This is a genomic window from Paenibacillus sp. FSL H3-0286 (assembly GCF_045040705.1).
Taxonomy (GTDB): Bacteria; Bacillota; Bacilli; order Paenibacillales; family Paenibacillaceae; genus Paenibacillus_AQ; species Paenibacillus_AQ odorifer.
Genome location: NZ_CP150285.1, coordinates 4,651,213 through 4,668,239, shown reverse-complemented (window position 1 = coordinate 4,668,239; position 17,027 = coordinate 4,651,213). Strand labels below are relative to the sequence as shown.

General features: G+C 42.2%; 15 protein-coding genes. 12 read left to right on the top strand and 3 right to left on the bottom strand.

The genetic code is table 11. The annotated features are described in order from the left end of the window. Positions 1-39: 39 nt before the first annotated feature. The 6 genes from MHB37_RS21020 to MHB37_RS20995 all read left to right on the top strand — a co-directional run bounded on the left by MHB37_RS21020 (position 40) and on the right by MHB37_RS20995 (position 5,974). Positions 40-2,148, top strand: a complete 2,109-nt coding sequence (locus tag MHB37_RS21020; RefSeq protein ID WP_076218469.1) for a methyl-accepting chemotaxis protein — start codon at positions 40-42, stop codon at positions 2,146-2,148. 683 nt (positions 2,149-2,831) lie between these two features. After that, a complete protein-coding gene (locus MHB37_RS21015; protein WP_036685790.1) occupies positions 2,832-3,032 on the top strand; it encodes a cold-shock protein in 201 nt (66 codons plus the stop codon). Between the two features lie 64 nt (positions 3,033-3,096). Continuing rightward, the gene (locus MHB37_RS21010) at positions 3,097-3,324 is read left to right on the top strand and encodes a hypothetical protein (RefSeq protein WP_038572358.1); all 228 of its coding nucleotides are present in this window, start codon (positions 3,097-3,099) and stop codon (positions 3,322-3,324) included. A gap of 208 nt (positions 3,325-3,532) precedes the next feature. Next, complete coding sequence (locus MHB37_RS21005; protein WP_076129907.1) at positions 3,533-4,342, top strand: GNAT family N-acetyltransferase; 810 nt, start codon at positions 3,533-3,535, stop codon at positions 4,340-4,342. 8 nt (positions 4,343-4,350) lie between these two features. After that, positions 4,351-5,454 carry an LCP family protein gene (locus MHB37_RS21000; RefSeq protein ID WP_081387120.1) on the top strand — a complete coding sequence of 368 codons (1,104 nt, stop codon included), beginning with the start codon at positions 4,351-4,353 and terminating at the stop codon, positions 5,452-5,454. Between the two features lie 37 nt (positions 5,455-5,491). Continuing rightward, positions 5,492-5,974: a DinB family protein gene (locus MHB37_RS20995; RefSeq protein WP_405168459.1), complete on the top strand. Its 483-nt coding sequence runs from the start codon at positions 5,492-5,494 to the stop codon at positions 5,972-5,974. Here MHB37_RS20995 and MHB37_RS20990 read toward each other — a convergent pair. After that, positions 5,971-6,180 (bottom strand): hypothetical protein, encoded by a 210-nt coding sequence (locus tag MHB37_RS20990; protein WP_076100132.1) that lies wholly within the window; start codon positions 6,178-6,180, stop codon positions 5,971-5,973. The genes MHB37_RS20995 and MHB37_RS20990 overlap by 4 nt on opposite strands. A 279-nt stretch (positions 6,181-6,459) precedes the next feature. Between MHB37_RS20990 and MHB37_RS20985 the strand changes: the two genes are divergently transcribed. After that, positions 6,460-6,819 (top strand): hypothetical protein, encoded by a 360-nt coding sequence (locus MHB37_RS20985; RefSeq protein WP_036685802.1) that lies wholly within the window; start codon positions 6,460-6,462, stop codon positions 6,817-6,819. A gap of 42 nt (positions 6,820-6,861) precedes the next feature. Here the strand turns inward: MHB37_RS20985 and MHB37_RS20980 are convergent, their stop codons facing one another. Next, on the bottom strand, positions 6,862-8,127 hold the full coding sequence (locus MHB37_RS20980) for a serine hydrolase (RefSeq protein WP_076129904.1): 1,266 nt from the start codon (positions 8,125-8,127) through the stop codon (positions 6,862-6,864). Between the two features lie 66 nt (positions 8,128-8,193). Between MHB37_RS20980 and MHB37_RS20975 the strand changes: the two genes are divergently transcribed. The 4 genes from MHB37_RS20975 (at position 8,194) to MHB37_RS20960 (ending at position 13,432) form a co-directional block, all read left to right on the top strand. Further along, positions 8,194-8,877 carry a response regulator transcription factor gene (locus MHB37_RS20975; RefSeq protein ID WP_076129903.1) on the top strand — a complete coding sequence of 228 codons (684 nt, stop codon included), beginning with the start codon at positions 8,194-8,196 and terminating at the stop codon, positions 8,875-8,877. Between the two features lie 2 nt (positions 8,878-8,879). After that, on the top strand, positions 8,880-10,154 hold the full coding sequence (locus tag MHB37_RS20970) for an ATP-binding protein (protein WP_405168458.1): 1,275 nt from the start codon (positions 8,880-8,882) through the stop codon (positions 10,152-10,154). 159 nt (positions 10,155-10,313) lie between these two features. Next, positions 10,314-11,087: an ABC transporter ATP-binding protein gene (locus MHB37_RS20965; RefSeq protein WP_076129901.1), complete on the top strand. Its 774-nt coding sequence runs from the start codon at positions 10,314-10,316 to the stop codon at positions 11,085-11,087. A gap of 2 nt (positions 11,088-11,089) precedes the next feature. Beyond that, the gene (locus tag MHB37_RS20960) at positions 11,090-13,432 is read left to right on the top strand and encodes an ABC transporter permease (protein WP_405168457.1); all 2,343 of its coding nucleotides are present in this window, start codon (positions 11,090-11,092) and stop codon (positions 13,430-13,432) included. Between the two features lie 64 nt (positions 13,433-13,496). Here the strand turns inward: MHB37_RS20960 and MHB37_RS20955 are convergent, their stop codons facing one another. Further along, the gene (locus MHB37_RS20955) at positions 13,497-13,925 is read right to left on the bottom strand and encodes a VOC family protein (RefSeq protein ID WP_076307627.1); all 429 of its coding nucleotides are present in this window, start codon (positions 13,923-13,925) and stop codon (positions 13,497-13,499) included. Positions 13,926-14,333: 408 nt separating this feature from the next. Here MHB37_RS20955 and MHB37_RS20950 point away from each other — a divergent pair, with 408 nt between their 5' ends. Then, entirely contained in the window at positions 14,334-17,027 is a 2,694-nt protein-coding gene (locus tag MHB37_RS20950; protein ID WP_405168456.1) for a glycoside hydrolase family 6 protein, read from the top strand.

Below are 17,027 nucleotides of genomic sequence, written 5' to 3'. Positions count from 1 at the left end.
TCGATTAAAGATATATTATCCTAGAGTGGAGTTGTTCAGATGGCATTGTATCGAAGGCTTTCATTAACGTTTAAATTTGTTATGGTGGTAAGTTTAGTAATTATTGTGATCTTTTTCTTTAGTTTAGTCGCAAACCTGGCTAATCTGCGTAGTGTGAGCATATCCAACGGTGAACTTCAGGCAGAGGTCGCAGGAAAAAGTTATGCGGAGACCATTCAGAATAGAATGATAGACATTCAGTCGACGGGTGAAGCGCTCGCTGAAGTACTCCTTGAATCAAGAGAACGTCAAACCTTGGACCGTGAAGATGTTGTTTCTACAATGAAAACTATGCTTGAGCACAGACCAGAAATTTTTGGGATGAGCATATTATGGGAACCCAATGCTTTTGATCAGAACGATCAGGCTAATATAAATAAGATGCCATATGATGATGGTACGGGGCGTTTTATTCCTTATGTCTTTAGAAATCAAGGTGCAATAAAGGTTGAACCCTTAAAGAATTATGATGTAGAAGGTGCGGGTGATTATTACCTTTTACCAAAAAAAGAGAAAAAACCGGTATATATTGAACCCTACTCCTATGAGACGACTGGTGGAGCTATAGAGATGATTTCGGTCATGCTGCCAATTTTGGATAAAACGGGTGCATTTCTGGGGACTGTAGGGTTCGATGTTTCGTTAACCCAATTGCAGGAAGAAGCCGTTAACTATAAACCTCTGGGAGGTTATGTTTCTTTAATCACTGGTAATGGCAAATATGCAGCCAACCCAAATGATCCTCAAAGTGTACTCAAAGAATTCGGTGATACAGAAGATAAAACAGTACTGTGGAAGCGTGTGAAGAATGGGGAGGCCAAACTGGGATACACGATAAATTCCAAGGGAGAAGACGTGCTGCGGACTTTTGTTCCGATACCAATGCCTGGAAGTGACCAGGTCTGGTACACACAGACAGCGATCTCTAAGGATGTTATCATGGCTGATTATGAACAAGCTAAAACAGAATTTTTTATCATTATGATTATTGGGATTTTGATTTTAGCTGTTATTGTTGGTCTTCAACTATGGTTGATGGTAGTTAAACCGCTTCGTTTGTTATCTGAGAAATTGCAGCTGATGTCTCAGGGGGATTTGACTCAAACCCTGCAGGTTCGAAATGATGATGAATTCGGCAAAATGGCTACACATTTTAATCATATGACCCATAAGCTTCGAGAAATGTTTGGACTTGTCGCTGATCTATCAATGTCCGTGGGAGCTACCTCTGAAGAGCTGACAGCTAACGCTGAGCAGACTGGGAAAGCTGCTGAACAAATTGCTGTGGCAATTGGACGAGTAGCCGAAGGAGCGCAGTTGCAGAGTGATTATGCGGGTGATTCTTCAATGGCGATGAGCGAGCTGAATGTTGGAGTGCAACGGATTGCTGACTCTTCGTCATCGGTATCTGCATCTGCAGATGAAGTTACCGATCAGACGAAAAAGGGCAGTGCCCAGCTGCAAATGGCAGTGAATCAAATGTCGGAGTTAAAGCTGTCTGTAGATGAGACGAGTCTGGCGATTGAACGTTTAGGCGAACGATCTGCTCAGATCAGCGGGATTATCGGCTTGATTTCGAACATAAGTAAACAGACCAATCTGTTGGCACTAAATGCGGCTATTGAGGCGTCCAGAGTGGGTGAACATGGCCGAGGTTTTGCGGTGGTGGCCTCAGAAATTCGCATGCTGGCAGATCAGACTAAAAAAGCTGCCGAACAAGTTACTGCTTTGGTTGAAGATGTGGTGCAAGATACTAATCAAGCTTCACAAGCGATGGCTGTCGGCAATGAAAAAGTAATTCTTGGTGTGCAGAGTGTATCTGATAGTGATCTTTTATTTACGTCGATTCTGACAGAGATGACACAGGTAACCGATCAGATCCAAGAGGTGTCAGCAGCTGCACAGCAGATGACCGCGGGAACGGAGCAAATTTCAGTTACCGTTAAACAATTAGCCGATCTTGCTTCGGAAGCTTCCTCTGACTCCCAAAGTGTGGCAGCAGCCTCTGAGGAGCAGCTTGCTTCTATGGAAGAGATCTCAGCCTCGTCGGAGTCACTCAGCTCAATGGTGCAAGACCTGTTGGATAAATTATCTTACTTTAAAATTTAGATTCCCTTTTCAAATATAGAGAAGGGCTGGCACCTAAAACTATGAAAATGACTGCTGTGTCGAAAGCACATGCTTAGTCACTGGAATATACGCTTAGTAACCTGCTAACGGACACAGTGGTCCTTAAACGTACGATTATCCGATATTTGGAATGTTATCGGACTCCAGTGCAGCTATTGGCCTAAAAAATGCTTATTATGAGCCTCTTTCCAAGGAATAGCGTCACTGGAGTCCGAAATCTAGCGGTAAAGAATTAAAACATGTAAATAACGTCTACCGAGTCCGAAAGCCCCGTAGGATAATGAATGTGTAGTCGTAGCAGGCCGCGAATGACCAAAAAACGCTGAACAGCGATTCTTCGATAACAGAAGAATCGCTGTTTTGTTGATTTTAGGATTTTGAAAGTGAGGAGGTCAGTCTCCGCTCGTAGAATCACTTATGGCACAGCTCCTTCTTTCTTCCCATTTTCTTCATAATGCAGAAGAGTATCTATTTGGTGTTAGCTGTGTTATAATCAATCTATCGAAAGTATTTACCTGGCGAATTCACATAGCGTAGAGGGTTATTCTTTAGACGTTAATAACCTTGTACCATATGTGAATTTTTATTTTTTTAGAGATTTTGCAAGAGATTTTTTGAGGATAAGAATAACATGTAAATAAAAATAAGGTGGTAATTATATTATGCAAACAGGAACAGTGAAATGGTTTAACGCAGACAAAGGTTTTGGTTTTATCGAGGTTGAAGGTGGAGAAGATGTATTCGTACATTTCAGCGCTATTACTGGTGACGGATTCAAGTCCCTGGATGAAGGACAACGTGTAGAATTTAACGTAGTTCAAGGTAATCGTGGTCAACAAGCTGAGAATGTTGTAAAACTGTAAGTAGTAAAATGAATCCCCAAACGTATCGTTTGGGGATTTTTTTATAGAAAGGTGGCGGATGTAAATGCAGGTGTTTGAAGACTGGAATTTAAAAGTTAAGAAAACCTTTAACGCTACAAGTAACAAAGAAGTATTGACGGTGTCTGAAGCGGGAAGCTTGCTCGGGCTGTCTAAAGATCAAATGAAAAGTTATGTAGATCAGCATAAGTTGACTAAAGTTCCGATCATGAGAAGTGTCGTCAGATATCTTTTACTCAAGAGTGAGATCGATATGATTGTGAAAAAAACCTAAGATCATCATTAATAAATAGGGTAGACCAATCCTTGATAGGATATGGTCTTTTTTTGTCTCACAAATTTCTTATAAATAGAAACTTATCGACCCTAAGATCGTCTATAATAATGGGATATTTTAGGTAACAGTGTCATCCAGCAAAAAAATATCCTCACATACTGGTGGTTATCTATCAAAACATTACGTGAGATCTAAGGAGAAAATTATGAAACGACTAGAGCGTAAAGATTATTACAAAGCTATTGAGCCTTTAGGAAAAGTGAAAATAAATACGATGTTTGCTGAGTCCGTGGTTAAACAAGTCATACCTGGCAGCGTATATGTTGACGATATCGTTAACCCGCGTGCTTTTTACATTGCTCACCCTTGTGGAATGTCTTTATTAATTGGAGAGTCGGATAATGAAGAGTTTAAGCGCGATCTTTTTGATTACATAACCAATAAAAATATGATTCGGCATCATCAAGAGTTGCTGCAGGCTGATCCAGCGGGAGGCTGGCCGGAAGTTATCGCTCATTGGAGTGAACAGGAAATGCTCCATAGAAATACAAGGGTCAACTTCAGCTTTAACCGCGAGAAATATCTGAAACAGAAAGCTTCTTATCTTAACCAAGACCTTGAAGTGGTGCGAATGAACAAAGAACGGTTTTTGGCGGCAACAGGAGGTGTCAATCCTAAGGCGTTTTGGAGGAATGAAGAGCAATTTCTTGCTGAGGGGCTGGGCTTCAATATTCTTGACGCTGGGGAAATTGCCTCTACGGCATTTTCGGGTTTTGTTAATGAGCATCAACTGGAAATAGGCATAGAAACTTCAGAAGCACATCGGGGGAAGGGCTATGCCTACGCGGTCTGTTCAGCCTTAATAGAATACTGTCTAGAACATCAGCTTGAGCCGGTGTGGGCGTGTCGTCTGGATAACGAGGGTTCTTTCAACTTAGCGCATAGATTAGGCTTTGAGACAACCTACATGATTCCCTATTATCGGCTGGTAGAATCCGTCATCAGGAAGGGTTAAGGATCCGAATGAAAAATAAACAGACTACCCATTCAGCTTCTTCATTTTCTTTAAGTAGAATTGAGAAAAAAAAGGTGAAGAAGAAAACTAAGACCAGCAAGAAAAAAAAGATCTGGTTATTTACGCTTGCTATCGTACTTATTGCTGGGCTAGGATCTTATGTTTTTCGTAAAGAACTGCTGATTTTCGGATTTAATAATGTTGTGGCTCCGACTATTGAACACACGCTTGATGGATCATACGTTCCTTTGGAGAATAATGAAAACGCTGAAGCTCCCGGATTACAGCCAACGGCGGATAACAAGGATCGTCCATTTTCTATCCTCCTATTGGGTACTGATCAGCGGGGAAAAGAGAACGGGCTTTCTGATTCGATTATATATACTGTGATCCGGCCAGTTGATCATAAAGTATTGTTCGTGTCGATCCCTCGTGATTCCTATGCAGAAATTATCGGAGCGGAAAAGGTTAAAGGAGCTAGGAAAGAAACCAAGATTAATGCAGCTCATTCCTATGGCGGTCCTCAGATGAGCGTAGACACCGTTAAAAATTTATTAAACGCGCCTATCGAATATTACGCTACTATTAATTTTAACGGTCTTGTGGGCGTTACAGATGCTCTAGGGGGTGTTGAACTTCCGATTACCAAGGTGATTGAGAACAAGAGCCCGGATCATGAGAAATTAAGAATTGAACCGAACAAACCGATTTATTCTGGCGCTGAAGCATTAATGTATGTAAGATACCGCGAGGATTCTGATTTTAAACGAACGGAGCGGCAGCGGATCTTTTTGAAATCTGCGCTTGAACGGATGAAGAGAGTAGATAATATCCTTAATATACAGAAAATCATCGAAATAGCAGGCAGTAATTTCCAAACCAATATGAAGTCAGACTTTATTCTTGATTTGGCGAAAAGAGTAATTCTTGAAGGGGGTACTCCTGAGATCACAAGCCATATGTTGCAGGGTGAGGGCAGACGGAAGGATCAATGGTATTACATGCTTGACGAAAATGATGTGAAGCGTACCCATGAGTTGATTGAGATTTGGCTGAATCCTGACTCTACCGATACGGATCTGGCCGCAGCTTCTGCGGATGACGCAGCATAGATGTTGTGACTGAATTATTTTATTTTTCATGTGGAGGTTGATCTCTCTGGCTGCAAAAACAAATGAGCAAATGTTACTCGAATTTAAGTCCCTCATCCCGTTCGTTGAATCTTTAGGTGAAGTATCAGACAAACATTGGAATCAGCCTATTGCAGCTGGTAAATGGACTTTAAAGGATATCATCTGTCATCTCATGTTATGGGATAAATATTTTTATGAAGGTGCGATTAAGAAAATAATTCTCCGGGAACCGATCACAACCAAGCAGTTGGATTTTAACGAGTTTAATGCTAACGCTGTAGAATATGCTAAATTATTATCTGAACAAACATTAATTGAACAATTTGTACGTTATAGAACTAAAATCATAGATGTAGCTGCAGGGTTAACGGAAGAGGAATTCAATCAGGAATATAAGGATGAAGATCGCAAAAAATTCAGCGTTCGCAAGTACTTGAGAAGTTTTATCCCACATGATAAGCATCATAAAAAACAGATTGAGCAGTTCTTAAAACCTTAAAACTTGGCGCGATTTTGAACTAACTTCATGGATTGGCGTATGAGGATAGGACCAAACATGCTTCCGGCAGAGGCGGCAATTAAGGAATGGAAGGGGAATTTTATAGCAAAATAAAAGACCCATCCAGCAACAATATCAATAAGGATGAACTTCTTGATCTCGGATAATGGTATGGTCACGAAGACAATGGATTGTTTGTTTCTCACAGCAATGACCTCCTAATTTTAAGAAAACATCTTATAAATCCACTGTTCATTCTATTTTGGAACTAAGATGTCCCATTCCGTCTAAATCTACAATCGAATCGTAAAAAAAGGAAGTATGCCTTGCGTATCTTTTTCGCAAAGTGTACTTCCTTTTTTGTATGTGAGGATATTATCTGACTAATATTTGGCAGGGTATGGAAAGTCACAGAAGATATATTCAATCACTAGTACAATGTAAGCGTTGTCTTTCGTGAAAATATATCCTAAAGGAGCTAAGCTATGAGAGTGAAGAGACTATCTTTTAACCAGCTTGTGTTTATCTGTTTAGGTTTTCAATACTTGTTAATGCGTTTGTTCTCTGCCGGCGAGGCGATCGTTATCACATCGATAGAGCTAGTAATATATATTGTTTATACTGTCGCCACCCTTGCCGGATTGTTTCTCCGGAGCAGACGAATTGATAGTGAAGCTGTATCCGGGTTGTCGTCGTTATTTTTCAGCGTGTTATGGACGGTGTCTTTATTCTCACAATTTCGGAAAGAAAGTTATCCAAATGCTTTAACAATCATTAATTCGCTGGGGGTGTCTTCAGCGGTAATCGTGATGCTCACGCAATTTATAATTTTGGCCAAGGCTTAGGCCTTAGCTGAAAAAAGGCGGGTGCCAGTAGCTATTTTATGGCTATTGCGGCACTCGTTTGTTTTTTTTTATCCCCAGAAATGAAAGCTCACCCTGTTCATTCCGTTTAAATTCAAATTCACTGTCATGCTTGGTATGATGGAATCTTGTTTCTGAGATAGGATAGAACGGTGTAACCTCTTCATCATTCCAGACAAAATAATAGTCCTGGCCCCTACGCTCCACGCTCGCTTTGCAGCCAAATCCCTCATAGGTCCCCATATATTCAGCATACATGCTATCATCAAGTGGAAAGGCTCGCGGGAATATCGGCATTTCAGCAGGCTCACCGAATACTAATCCAGATAGAGATTCCGTTAACTTGGTAATGGGGACACAATCATAATTGGTCAACATGATGACGGTTGTCTGCTCTTCTGGATATCTGTGCATTTCACTTCGGAAGCCGCGATAAGCACCACCATGATACATTCTTTTGCGATCATAACGTTCGTCCAAAAACCAACCAAATCGATATTTAAGATTACTTGAATGAAAAGCCATCTCCAGAGTATCGTGAGACACTAATTGATCGGAGTATAACGCTTGATCCCACAGGAAAAGATCAGCAGCCGTCGAATACATGGCACCCGCTGACAGGATAGAGCTCATATGTATGTATTCACCCTGAGTATACTCTCCCCATGAGGAATGATAAGGTGAGGCTAATTTTGAAATGATTTGCTGATTGTTATAAACTCCTGTATTTACCATGCCAAGAGGCTGTAATATAAAAGTAGTGATATAATCTTCAAATGTCATGCCAGTAATCTTTTCAATGATCATTCCTAATAAATAATAACCCGAATTATTATAGGAAAACGATGTGCCGGGCATAAATGCAGGCGGTTGACTCACAAATAGCTGTAACATCTCCAAGGGAGTCAGCTTCAGTTTATTTAATTTTTGATTATATTCGGGTAGAGAAGTGTAGTTGGCTATACCCGAGGTATGTCCCAGCAGATGAAGGATGGTCATCCCCTCGAATGCATGCTGTTCAGGAAGATATTTTAAGATCGGATCTTCCAGTCGCAGACGTTTTTGTTCTTTTAGCATCAGAATCGCCATGCCAGTGAATGACTTGGTTAGCGACCAGATCCGGAATTTGGTATCTATAGCGTTCGGGACCTGATGTTCTAGATTCGCATACCCATATGCTTTTTGTAGCTTGATTTCTCCATGCTGAGCTATCAAGACTGTGCCGCTCAATGGCCAGCTTTGTTCGTATTTATCTAAAAATTGCTCCAGACGCTGGGATTGTTTATCCACAGGTAACCCCTCCTTAAAGGCATATTCTAACATAATACTAAATTCTGTTGAAGCGGAGAGAAATCCATGAGATATGATTGTTTAATTATTGATGATGAAACTGAACTTGCGGAGACCACCTGCGAATATTTTAATTTGTTCGATGTTCAAACCGCGTTTGTTACAAGCGCTGATGCCTGTCGAAGCTTTTTACGTGAGCATCAGGTCTCAATGTTACTGCTAGATATTAATTTAGGCGGTGAATCCGGCTTCCAGTTATGCAAAGAGCTGCGTCAGACGATGGGGATTCCCATCTTGTTTATTAGTGCCCGCTCCAGTGAAGATGATGTATTGATTGCTCTTGATATCGGAGGAGATGACTATATTCATAAGCCGTATACCCTGCGAGTGCTGCTCGCAAAGGTGAAGGCGGTGCTTAAACGCCACAATAACGAAGTTATAGCTGAGGCAGCTATCCTCCAAGCCGGCCCTATCCAGATAGACCCCGAACTTAGGAGGGCAAGCCTTAATGGCGTAGCTCTCAAGCTGAAAACGATGGAATATAAATTGCTCAGCTATTTGATTCAGCAGAAAAATAGGGTAATCCCCAAAGAGGAGTTATTTACTGAGGTATGGGGAGATGTTTTTGCGGGGGATGGCACCTTAAATGTACATATCCGTCATCTACGTGAGAAGATTGAGCAGAATCCTAATGATCCTCAGTACATCCGTACAGTATGGGGCATCGGTTATGCTTTTGAGGACAAATAGTTATGACAAAAAAACTGCTGTTGGCCCTTCTGCTTACTATATTTGCCGCAAGTTTAGCGCTCACCTTCCTAATTCTTAATTTGCAGGTGGAGACAGGAACAGATAGAGTGGCGATCAATACCATTGTGAAGCTCACGGAACAGAACTGGGACAAGCTTGATCCGAAGCTGTACAAGGAAAGTCCTTATGAATTTGCCATTATAGATACCACGGGAGTACTTAAATATCAGACGGGAAATGCGATTTCCGTTACTGTTAACGAAGCCATCAATAATCGGGATACTCTAGTGGACGTTTTTGTTCAGGATAAGATGGTGGGGAAGGTGATTATTAATAATGATTACCGTGCGATCTTTATACATATGAAAAAACAATTTATACAAGTTTCTATTGTGATGCTGCTTCTGCTTACGGTTCTAGGCGTTCTCTATATTTGGTTCCTGAATCGATCGGTTCTCCGTCCGTTCCGCAAAATGCAGCAATTCACGAAGCATATCGCGAGAGGTGATCTGGAAGTGCCGCTGGAGATGGATCGTAATCATCTGTTTGGTGCTTTTACCGAAAGCTTTGATATGATGCGGGAAGAGCTTGCAGCGGCTAGACACAGCGAATATTTGGCGAATAAAAGTAAAAAGGAACTGGTTGCTAGTCTCAGTCATGACATTAAAACACCCGTTGCTTCGTTAAAGGCGATCACGGAACTGATGTTATTAAGCGCAAGGGATGAGAAGACCGGCAGACAGCTTAACACTTTGTACTCCAAAGCAGATCAGATTGATCGTCTGGTGACTGATATGTTCCATTCGACCTTGGAGGAACTAAATGAACTTAAAGTCAGCTTAACGGAAGAGCAAAGCCACCTGCTGATCCAAATTATAAATAATGTAAATTTCTATGAACGGATTTCAGCAGCATCTGTGCCTGACTGTCTCATTACGGTGGACCCCTTGCGGTTGCAGCAGGTGATCGATAATGTTGTGAATAATTCCTACAAATATGCCTACACAGACACACCCATAGATATTAAGTTCGAGATCACGGATCATTATCTGGAGGTAGATATTCTGGACTATGGTCCCGGGGTTCCTGAAGAGGAGCTGCCTTTAGTATTCAATAAATTTTTTCGGGGCAGTCTGGCCGTGAGCCAGAATGGTGCAGGTCTAGGCCTGTACATTTCCCGTTATATGATGCAAAAAATGCAAGGCGATATTCTGTGCTCCAATCGGGAGGACGGATTTACAGTCAAACTGCTAATTCCTTTAGCAGGACAGAATTAAGAATTAGCTAAGGATTGCACAAAGACATGTTAAGAACATTTAACGTACGATAAGGTTGCAATTACGAATGAGCTTGTGATTGCAGCCATTATATTTCGCGTAGAGCTATGATTTTTTTTAGCGCAATTAATGAGCATGAATGTAAATGGAGTGTTCAACATGAGCGAAGTGAATAATAAAGTGCTGATGCAGACTAATAAGCTTGGAAAAACCTTCTCCCATGGAGGAACTCAGCAGCATGTTTTGAAAAATCTGGATCTGACCTTATATCATGGTGATTTTACGATTATCATGGGCAGCTCTGGTTCTGGTAAATCAACACTGCTGTATGCCATTTCGGGTATGGATAAGCCAACACTTGGAGAGGTTCTATTTGAAGGTCAGGATATTACAGCCATGAGTAATGATCAGCTTGCGATATTCCGGCGGAAGAATTGTGGGTTCGTGTTTCAGCAGATTCATCTGCTGGATACGATGAGTGTCCTCGACAATGTATTATCAAGTGCTTTTCTTGTACAAAAGGATAGAGCAGGCGCTGTAAAAAAAGCCAAAAAGCTACTCTCTGATGTAGGTCTGGATGACTCTGTCTGGGGCAAGTTTCCGGCGCAAATCTCAGGTGGCGAAGCTCAGCGGGCGGGGATTATCCGGGCATTGATTAACAGTCCAAAAGCGGTTTTCGCCGATGAGCCGACGGGTGCGTTAAATAGTTCAGCAGGAATAGGTGTACTGCGCGTCCTTACTGAGGTGAATAGACAAGGGCAAAGTATAATTATGGTTACTCATGATCTTAAAACCGCGTTGCGTGGAAATCGGATATTGTATTTGCGGGATGGAGTCATCGTGGGAGATTTGCGTCTTACCCTTTATAGCGAAGATAACGGACCTGAACGGCAGCAGCAATTACAGTCCTTTCTAACCGAATTGGGGTGGTAGGGATGAGCAGCCTAATAGGAAAATTAGCTTGGTCCAATATTCGTAAAAGAAAAAGTGCTACGGTTACGCTCTTCATTCTTATCATGATAGCTGTGCTGCTGCTGAACATTGGTCTTACGGTCATTTTGAAGCTCAATTCCTTCCAGCAAGAAAAAATGACTGAATTAAGGACTCCAGAAATAAGTGCATATTTTCCAAAAGATGATTATCTAGAAGAGTATGAGGAGCTTGTGGATAGTTATTCATATACAGAATCCTGGGAGAATGAAGCAGCAATTCTGTTAGCAGATGCTAAAATGAAGTACGGACAAACGGACACTACGGTAGCTTTTATAATTCTTAACATGGATACACCGCGGACCAAGGGACTGTTCAAGACAACGACTCCGCCAGGATCTAAGGATGCAAATATGATCTATTTGCCTTATTTGTTCCATGTTGGATCGGGGTATAACCTTGGGGATACCTTTACTTTTGTATACGATAATAACTCATTTTCTTATACCATAGGTGGCTTTATTGAGGAGCCGTTGCTAGGGACGTTAACTAATGGAGCTTTAAAAGTTTTTTTGACTGATGAAGGTTATAAACAGTTGGGGGAACGTCTTGGAACTGAAGCTCAGTACAGCTTTCTATCAGCAGATTTAACCGATCCTTCAAAGGATGTAAAGCTGGAGCAAATGCTTAGTGAGCGGATTTTTGCCTCAGGAAGTACGGATCAATTTCAAGTCATGCGGGCAGAGGTTGGGCTCCAAGGGAACCGTGTTTTTGTTAATCTTTTAGCAGCCATTTTAATCGTATTTGCACTGATTATGGTTCTAATCTCGCTTATTGTCATCAGGTTTCAAATATTGGGGCATATTGAAGACAATTTAACGAACATCGGTATTTTAAAAGCTAACGGTTATACTTCATGGCAGATTAAAAATGCGCTTCTGCTACAGTTCACCTCAGTTTCCATCATTGCAGCTATACCGGGAGGCGGGTTATCTGGGCTGGTTATGCCGTTGGTAGGGAATATGATTTCGTCTTCAATCGGACTTCTGTGGCCAATATCCTTTGAAGGGGTCAGTGCAGTGCTTAGTTTGGTTATTGTCTCTGGACTAGTGCTACTTGTTACCTATCTGTCGAGCCGGCGAATTCGGAACATTACTCCGATTACAGCTCTGCAGAGCGGAATCCTCACTCACAATTTCAAGCGGAACCCAATGCCACTCGAAACATCCCGGATGAATCTGCAATTCAGCTTAAGCCTTAAAGCTTTAGTAAGGCAGGCGAAACAGAATATGATGATCGTATTGATCGTTGCCGGATTAACCTTTTCTAGTATTTTTTGCTCTATATTGAATTTCAACTTTAAGGGAGATACCTCCGCCGTTATAGAACTGGTAGGTATAGAACGCAGCGACTTTTTGTTATTGCCGAAAAACGGTGACCTACAGCAGGGGAAGTTTACAGAATTAGAAGCCATGCCAGGGGTTGAAAAGTTGACTGTATTGGATAGCATGGTCGCTTCGATTAAAAACACCAGCTTTATGCTCCGGGTATCTGACGATTATAGCAAGCTGGAGACACAAACCATATACAAAGGGCGAGAGCCAATTTATGATAATGAAATTGTGATTTCCGGTGTTATTGCAAAGTTGGAAAATTCAGAAATAGGGAACGAGGTCCCGATCACTTTTAATGGTGTGACGGAGAATTATTTGGTTACTGGCTTAAGCCAGCAGATTAGCCAACTTGGAATGGTGGCGAGTATGACCGGTGATGGAATGAGAAGACTTCAACCGGAGTACACCCCTCTGTCCATCAATGTGTATCTGAAAGAGGGGGGAGATGCACAAGCTTTTGTGAAGGATCTGGAAGCACGCTTCCCTAAGCAATGGAACATTACTAACATTCGAGAAACGGTTGATAGTACGCTCAGTACATTCACTGCCGCAGTATCTTCTATGACAGCAGTCATCACTGTGGTGACGATTATAGTAGTCAGTCTGATTTTGTATTTAGTGATTAAGACTTTGATTCTGAAGCGGAAACGTGAGTTCGGCATTCTTAAAGGAATGGGTTATACCACTTTTAATCTGATGACGCAGATTACCTTTAGTCTGTTTCCGGTGATTGTGGTGGGAGTAGCTTTGGGGAGCATAGGGGGGTATTTTTTCTCAGACTCAGCGTTTGTACTATTGCTCTCGAGTTTAGGGATTTATAATGTCCAACTGGCGGTTAGTTTGCCTCAAGTATTGCTATTGTGTGCAGCCATTCTAGTAGTAGCTTATGCGGTGTCTATGCTTGTTGCCCGGCGAATTCGGAAGGTTAGTGTGTACGATTTGATTATGGACTAATTTAAGCGAAAAACAAAAAAACAACGAGCAGGAGGTTAGTTACTCCATGCCCGTTGTTTTTTTATTACATATTCATTCGTCCGTCATCATAATTGAATTGCCAGTCGATGCCGAATTTATCTTTTAGACTACCATAACAAGAGCTCCAGAAGGTTTCTTGCAATTCCATAACTACTTTACCGCCCTCTTGAAGCTTATCGAAATATTTCTTTATGTTATCTAAATCCTTACTAACTACGGAAAGACTAATATTGTTTCCTTCGATAAAAGGCATGCCTGGAAAAACATCAGAAAACATTACATTACTGCCTTCGATATTCAAGCGGGTGTGCATAACCAAATCTTTAGCTTCCTCAGGAAGAGTGAAATTGGGATCGGGTGGTGTTTCACCAAAGGTCATGATTTGTGGACGTTCAGTGCCAAACACCTCTGCGTAAAACTCTGCTGCGTCACGACAATTCCCATTGAAATTAAGATAAACATCGATGGACATTTTTTTCACTCCTTAAAGGTTTGTTAGCGTTACCTCGAAAATACTTAAAATTCAAAATACCTTGTCACTTCCACATTGTATCATTTACCAGTTTATAAACAAATATTCTTATAGTCTCATTATTAAACTTTTATTTCATCTACTATCTTCTAATTAAAAATAGGATATGGTAGTATTCAAGAAAAGGGATAATTTTCTATAAATTAAATAAAATTATATTTATGTTAAATAGTTAGGGTATTTAGGCTCTTGTTAGATCTTTAAAACGGAGAGGAGGTGATGATGAGTGCGGGTAAGGCATAGAGGAGGTGACCATTCTTTAAAGGAGTGAATACTGCAATTGTAGCATCGCGTGGCTATTAATAAATTATTTGCGAATTTATTTAATTGTCGAAAGGAGAATAATAAATGACAAAAGCACTAAGGAAGCAAATGTTGTTATTGCTTACGATCATGGCTTTAGTTATCACCGGATATGCTCCTTCTACCACGTATGCCAGTGAGGCACATGTTGACAATCCGTTTGTAGGAGCTACAGCATATGTTAATCCTGATTATGCCGCACTGATTGATACCTCTATTGCTCAGGTTACCGATAGTACTTTAGCTTCCAAGATGGAGACCATTAAAAAATATCCGACAGCCGTATGGCTGGATCGAATTGCTGCAATTTATGGCGGGACAGAAAACGGAGGCAGAAAAAGTCTTGAGGAAACATTAGATTCCGTACTCGCGCAAAAGCAACCAAACACGCCGATTACAGCCACATTCGTAATTTATGATATGCCTGGGCGGGATTGCCACGCTTTGGCCTCCAATGGCGAGCTGCCACTGACAGCAGCGGGTTTGACAACCTACAAATCAGATTATGTTGACGTAATCGCCAGTATTTTTGCAAAGCCCAAATATAGTGACATTCGTATAGTGACGATCGTAGAGCCGGACTCGCTTCCGAATCTAGTTACTAATCTCAGCACACCACAGTGTGCTCAAGCTAACTCCACGAATATTTACCGTGATGCTACACGTTACACTTTAAATGCTCTCCATGCCATTCCAAATGTGTATACTTACATGGATATTGGTCACTCTGGCTGGCTCGGATGGGATACTAACCGTGGCCCCGCTATCGACCTCTTTACTTCGGTTGTGTCAGGCACTACAGCTGGACTTGCTAGTGTCGATGGATTCATTACGAATACAGCCAATACCACTCCACTAGTAGAACCTAATCTTCCAGATCCGAATCTTACGATAGGCAGCCAGCAGCTTCGTTCTGCAAGTTATTATGAATGGAATCCGTATTTTGATGAAGCTGATTTCACAGCAGCTTTGTATTCAGGTTTTGTAGCAAAAGGTTGGCCTTCCACGATCGGCTTCCTTATTGATACTTCCCGTAACGGGTGGGGAGGACCTAATCGTCCGACTAGTGCAAGCGGAACAACCGTTAACGCTTATGCGGATTCCGGTCGGATTGATAAACGTCTCCATCGCGGCAATTGGTGTAATGCCAGCGGTGCCGGAATTGGAGAAGTTCCACAAGCAGCACCCGCAGGTTATGCAGCCTCACATTTGGATGCATTCGTCTGGGTGAAACCTCCGGGAGAATCTGACGGCTCCAGCAGTGCCATTCCAAATAATGAAGGCAAGGGCTTTGACAGAATGTGTGATCCAACTTATACCAGCTCAAGCGGCACACTGACCGGTGCATTACCTAATGCGCCTGTATCAGGCCACTGGTTCCATGATCAATTTGTTCAGCTGGTACAGAATGCTTACCCTGTAATTCCTCTGAGTAACGGAGGGGGCACTGTAGTTCCAGCGGCACCCACTAACTTGGTAGCGACAGCGGGAGATGCAAAAGTAAGCCTGAGCTGGACGGCATCCAGCAGTGCGACTAGTTTCACAGTAAAACGAGCGACCACAAGCGGAGGGCCGTACACCATTGTAGCAACCGGGCTAACGTCAACGAGCTACACCAACACCGCCCTAACGAACGGAACAACCTATCACTATGTTGTAAGCGCAACCAATAGTTTGGGAGAGAGTGTGAATTCGGGACAAGCGAGTGCGACCCCAGCAGCAGTGGCGACTGTTCCGACGGCACCCACTAACTTGGTAGCGACAGCGGGAGATGCAAAAGTAAGCCTGAGCTGGAGCGCATCCAATAGTGCGATTAGCTACACTGTGAAAAGTGCAACCACAAGCGGAGGCCCGTACACCACTGTAGCAGCAGGGCTAACGACCACGAGCTACACTAACACCGCCCTAACGAACGGAACGACTTATTACTATGTTGTAAGCGCAACCAATAGTGTGGGAGAGAGTGCGGATTCTACACAAGCGAGTGCGGCTCCAGCAGCAGTGGCGACTGTTCCCGCGGCGCCAACCAATTTGGTAGCGACAGCAGGAGATGCAAAAGTAAACCTGAGCTGGAGTGCATCCAGTGGTGCGACTAGTTACACTGTGAAAAGTGCAACCACAAGCGGAGGGCCGTACACCACTGTAGCAACAGGGCTAACGGCAACGAGCTACATCAACACGGGCTTAACGAACGGAACAACCTATTACTATGTTGTAAGCGCAACCAATAGTACAGGAGAGAGTGTGAATTCGGCACAAGCGAGTGCTGTTCCACAAGTTCCGGCAGCAACTAGTCTGACGTTGCAGTATCGGGCAGGAGATACTAATGCGACAGACAATCAGATCAAACCTTATTTTAATATTAAAAATAACGGCACAACCGCAGTGAACTTAAGCGATCTTAAAATCCGTTATTATTTCACTAAAGATAGTAATCAGACGTTAAATGGCACAATTGATTGGGCACAGATCGGCAATAATAATGTTCAAGTCGCCTTTGCAGACTACACTGGCACGAATGCAGACACTTACGTTGAACTTTCGTTTGCTTCTTCGGCTGGTTCCATTCCAGCTGGAGGCCAGTCCGGAGATATTCAACTCAGAATATATAAATCAGATTGGACTAATTTTAACGAAGCCAATGACTACTCCTTTGATGCTACTAAAACTGCTTATACTAACTGGGATAAAGTGACGCTTTATCAAAGTGATGCTCTCGTATGGGGAATTGCTCCGTAA

Coding starts and splice junctions, on each gene's coding strand:
- MHB37_RS21020 (WP_076218469.1), top strand. CDS start 40: ATGGCATTGTATCGAAGGCTTTCATTAACGTTTAAATTTGTTATGGTG.
- MHB37_RS21015 (WP_036685790.1), top strand. CDS start 2,832: ATGCAAACAGGAACAGTGAAATGGTTTAACGCAGACAAAGGTTTTGGT.
- MHB37_RS21010 (WP_038572358.1), top strand. CDS start 3,097: ATGCAGGTGTTTGAAGACTGGAATTTAAAAGTTAAGAAAACCTTTAAC.
- MHB37_RS21005 (WP_076129907.1), top strand. CDS start 3,533: ATGAAACGACTAGAGCGTAAAGATTATTACAAAGCTATTGAGCCTTTA.
- MHB37_RS21000 (WP_081387120.1), top strand. CDS start 4,351: ATGAAAAATAAACAGACTACCCATTCAGCTTCTTCATTTTCTTTAAGT.
- MHB37_RS20985 (WP_036685802.1), top strand. CDS start 6,460: ATGAGAGTGAAGAGACTATCTTTTAACCAGCTTGTGTTTATCTGTTTA.
- MHB37_RS20975 (WP_076129903.1), top strand. CDS start 8,194: ATGAGATATGATTGTTTAATTATTGATGATGAAACTGAACTTGCGGAG.
- MHB37_RS20970 (WP_405168458.1), top strand. CDS start 8,880: ATGACAAAAAAACTGCTGTTGGCCCTTCTGCTTACTATATTTGCCGCA.
- MHB37_RS20965 (WP_076129901.1), top strand. CDS start 10,314: ATGAGCGAAGTGAATAATAAAGTGCTGATGCAGACTAATAAGCTTGGA.
- MHB37_RS20960 (WP_405168457.1), top strand. CDS start 11,090: ATGAGCAGCCTAATAGGAAAATTAGCTTGGTCCAATATTCGTAAAAGA.
- MHB37_RS20955 (WP_076307627.1), bottom strand. CDS start 13,925: ATGTCCATCGATGTTTATCTTAATTTCAATGGGAATTGTCGTGACGCA.
- MHB37_RS20950 (WP_405168456.1), top strand. CDS start 14,334: ATGACAAAAGCACTAAGGAAGCAAATGTTGTTATTGCTTACGATCATG.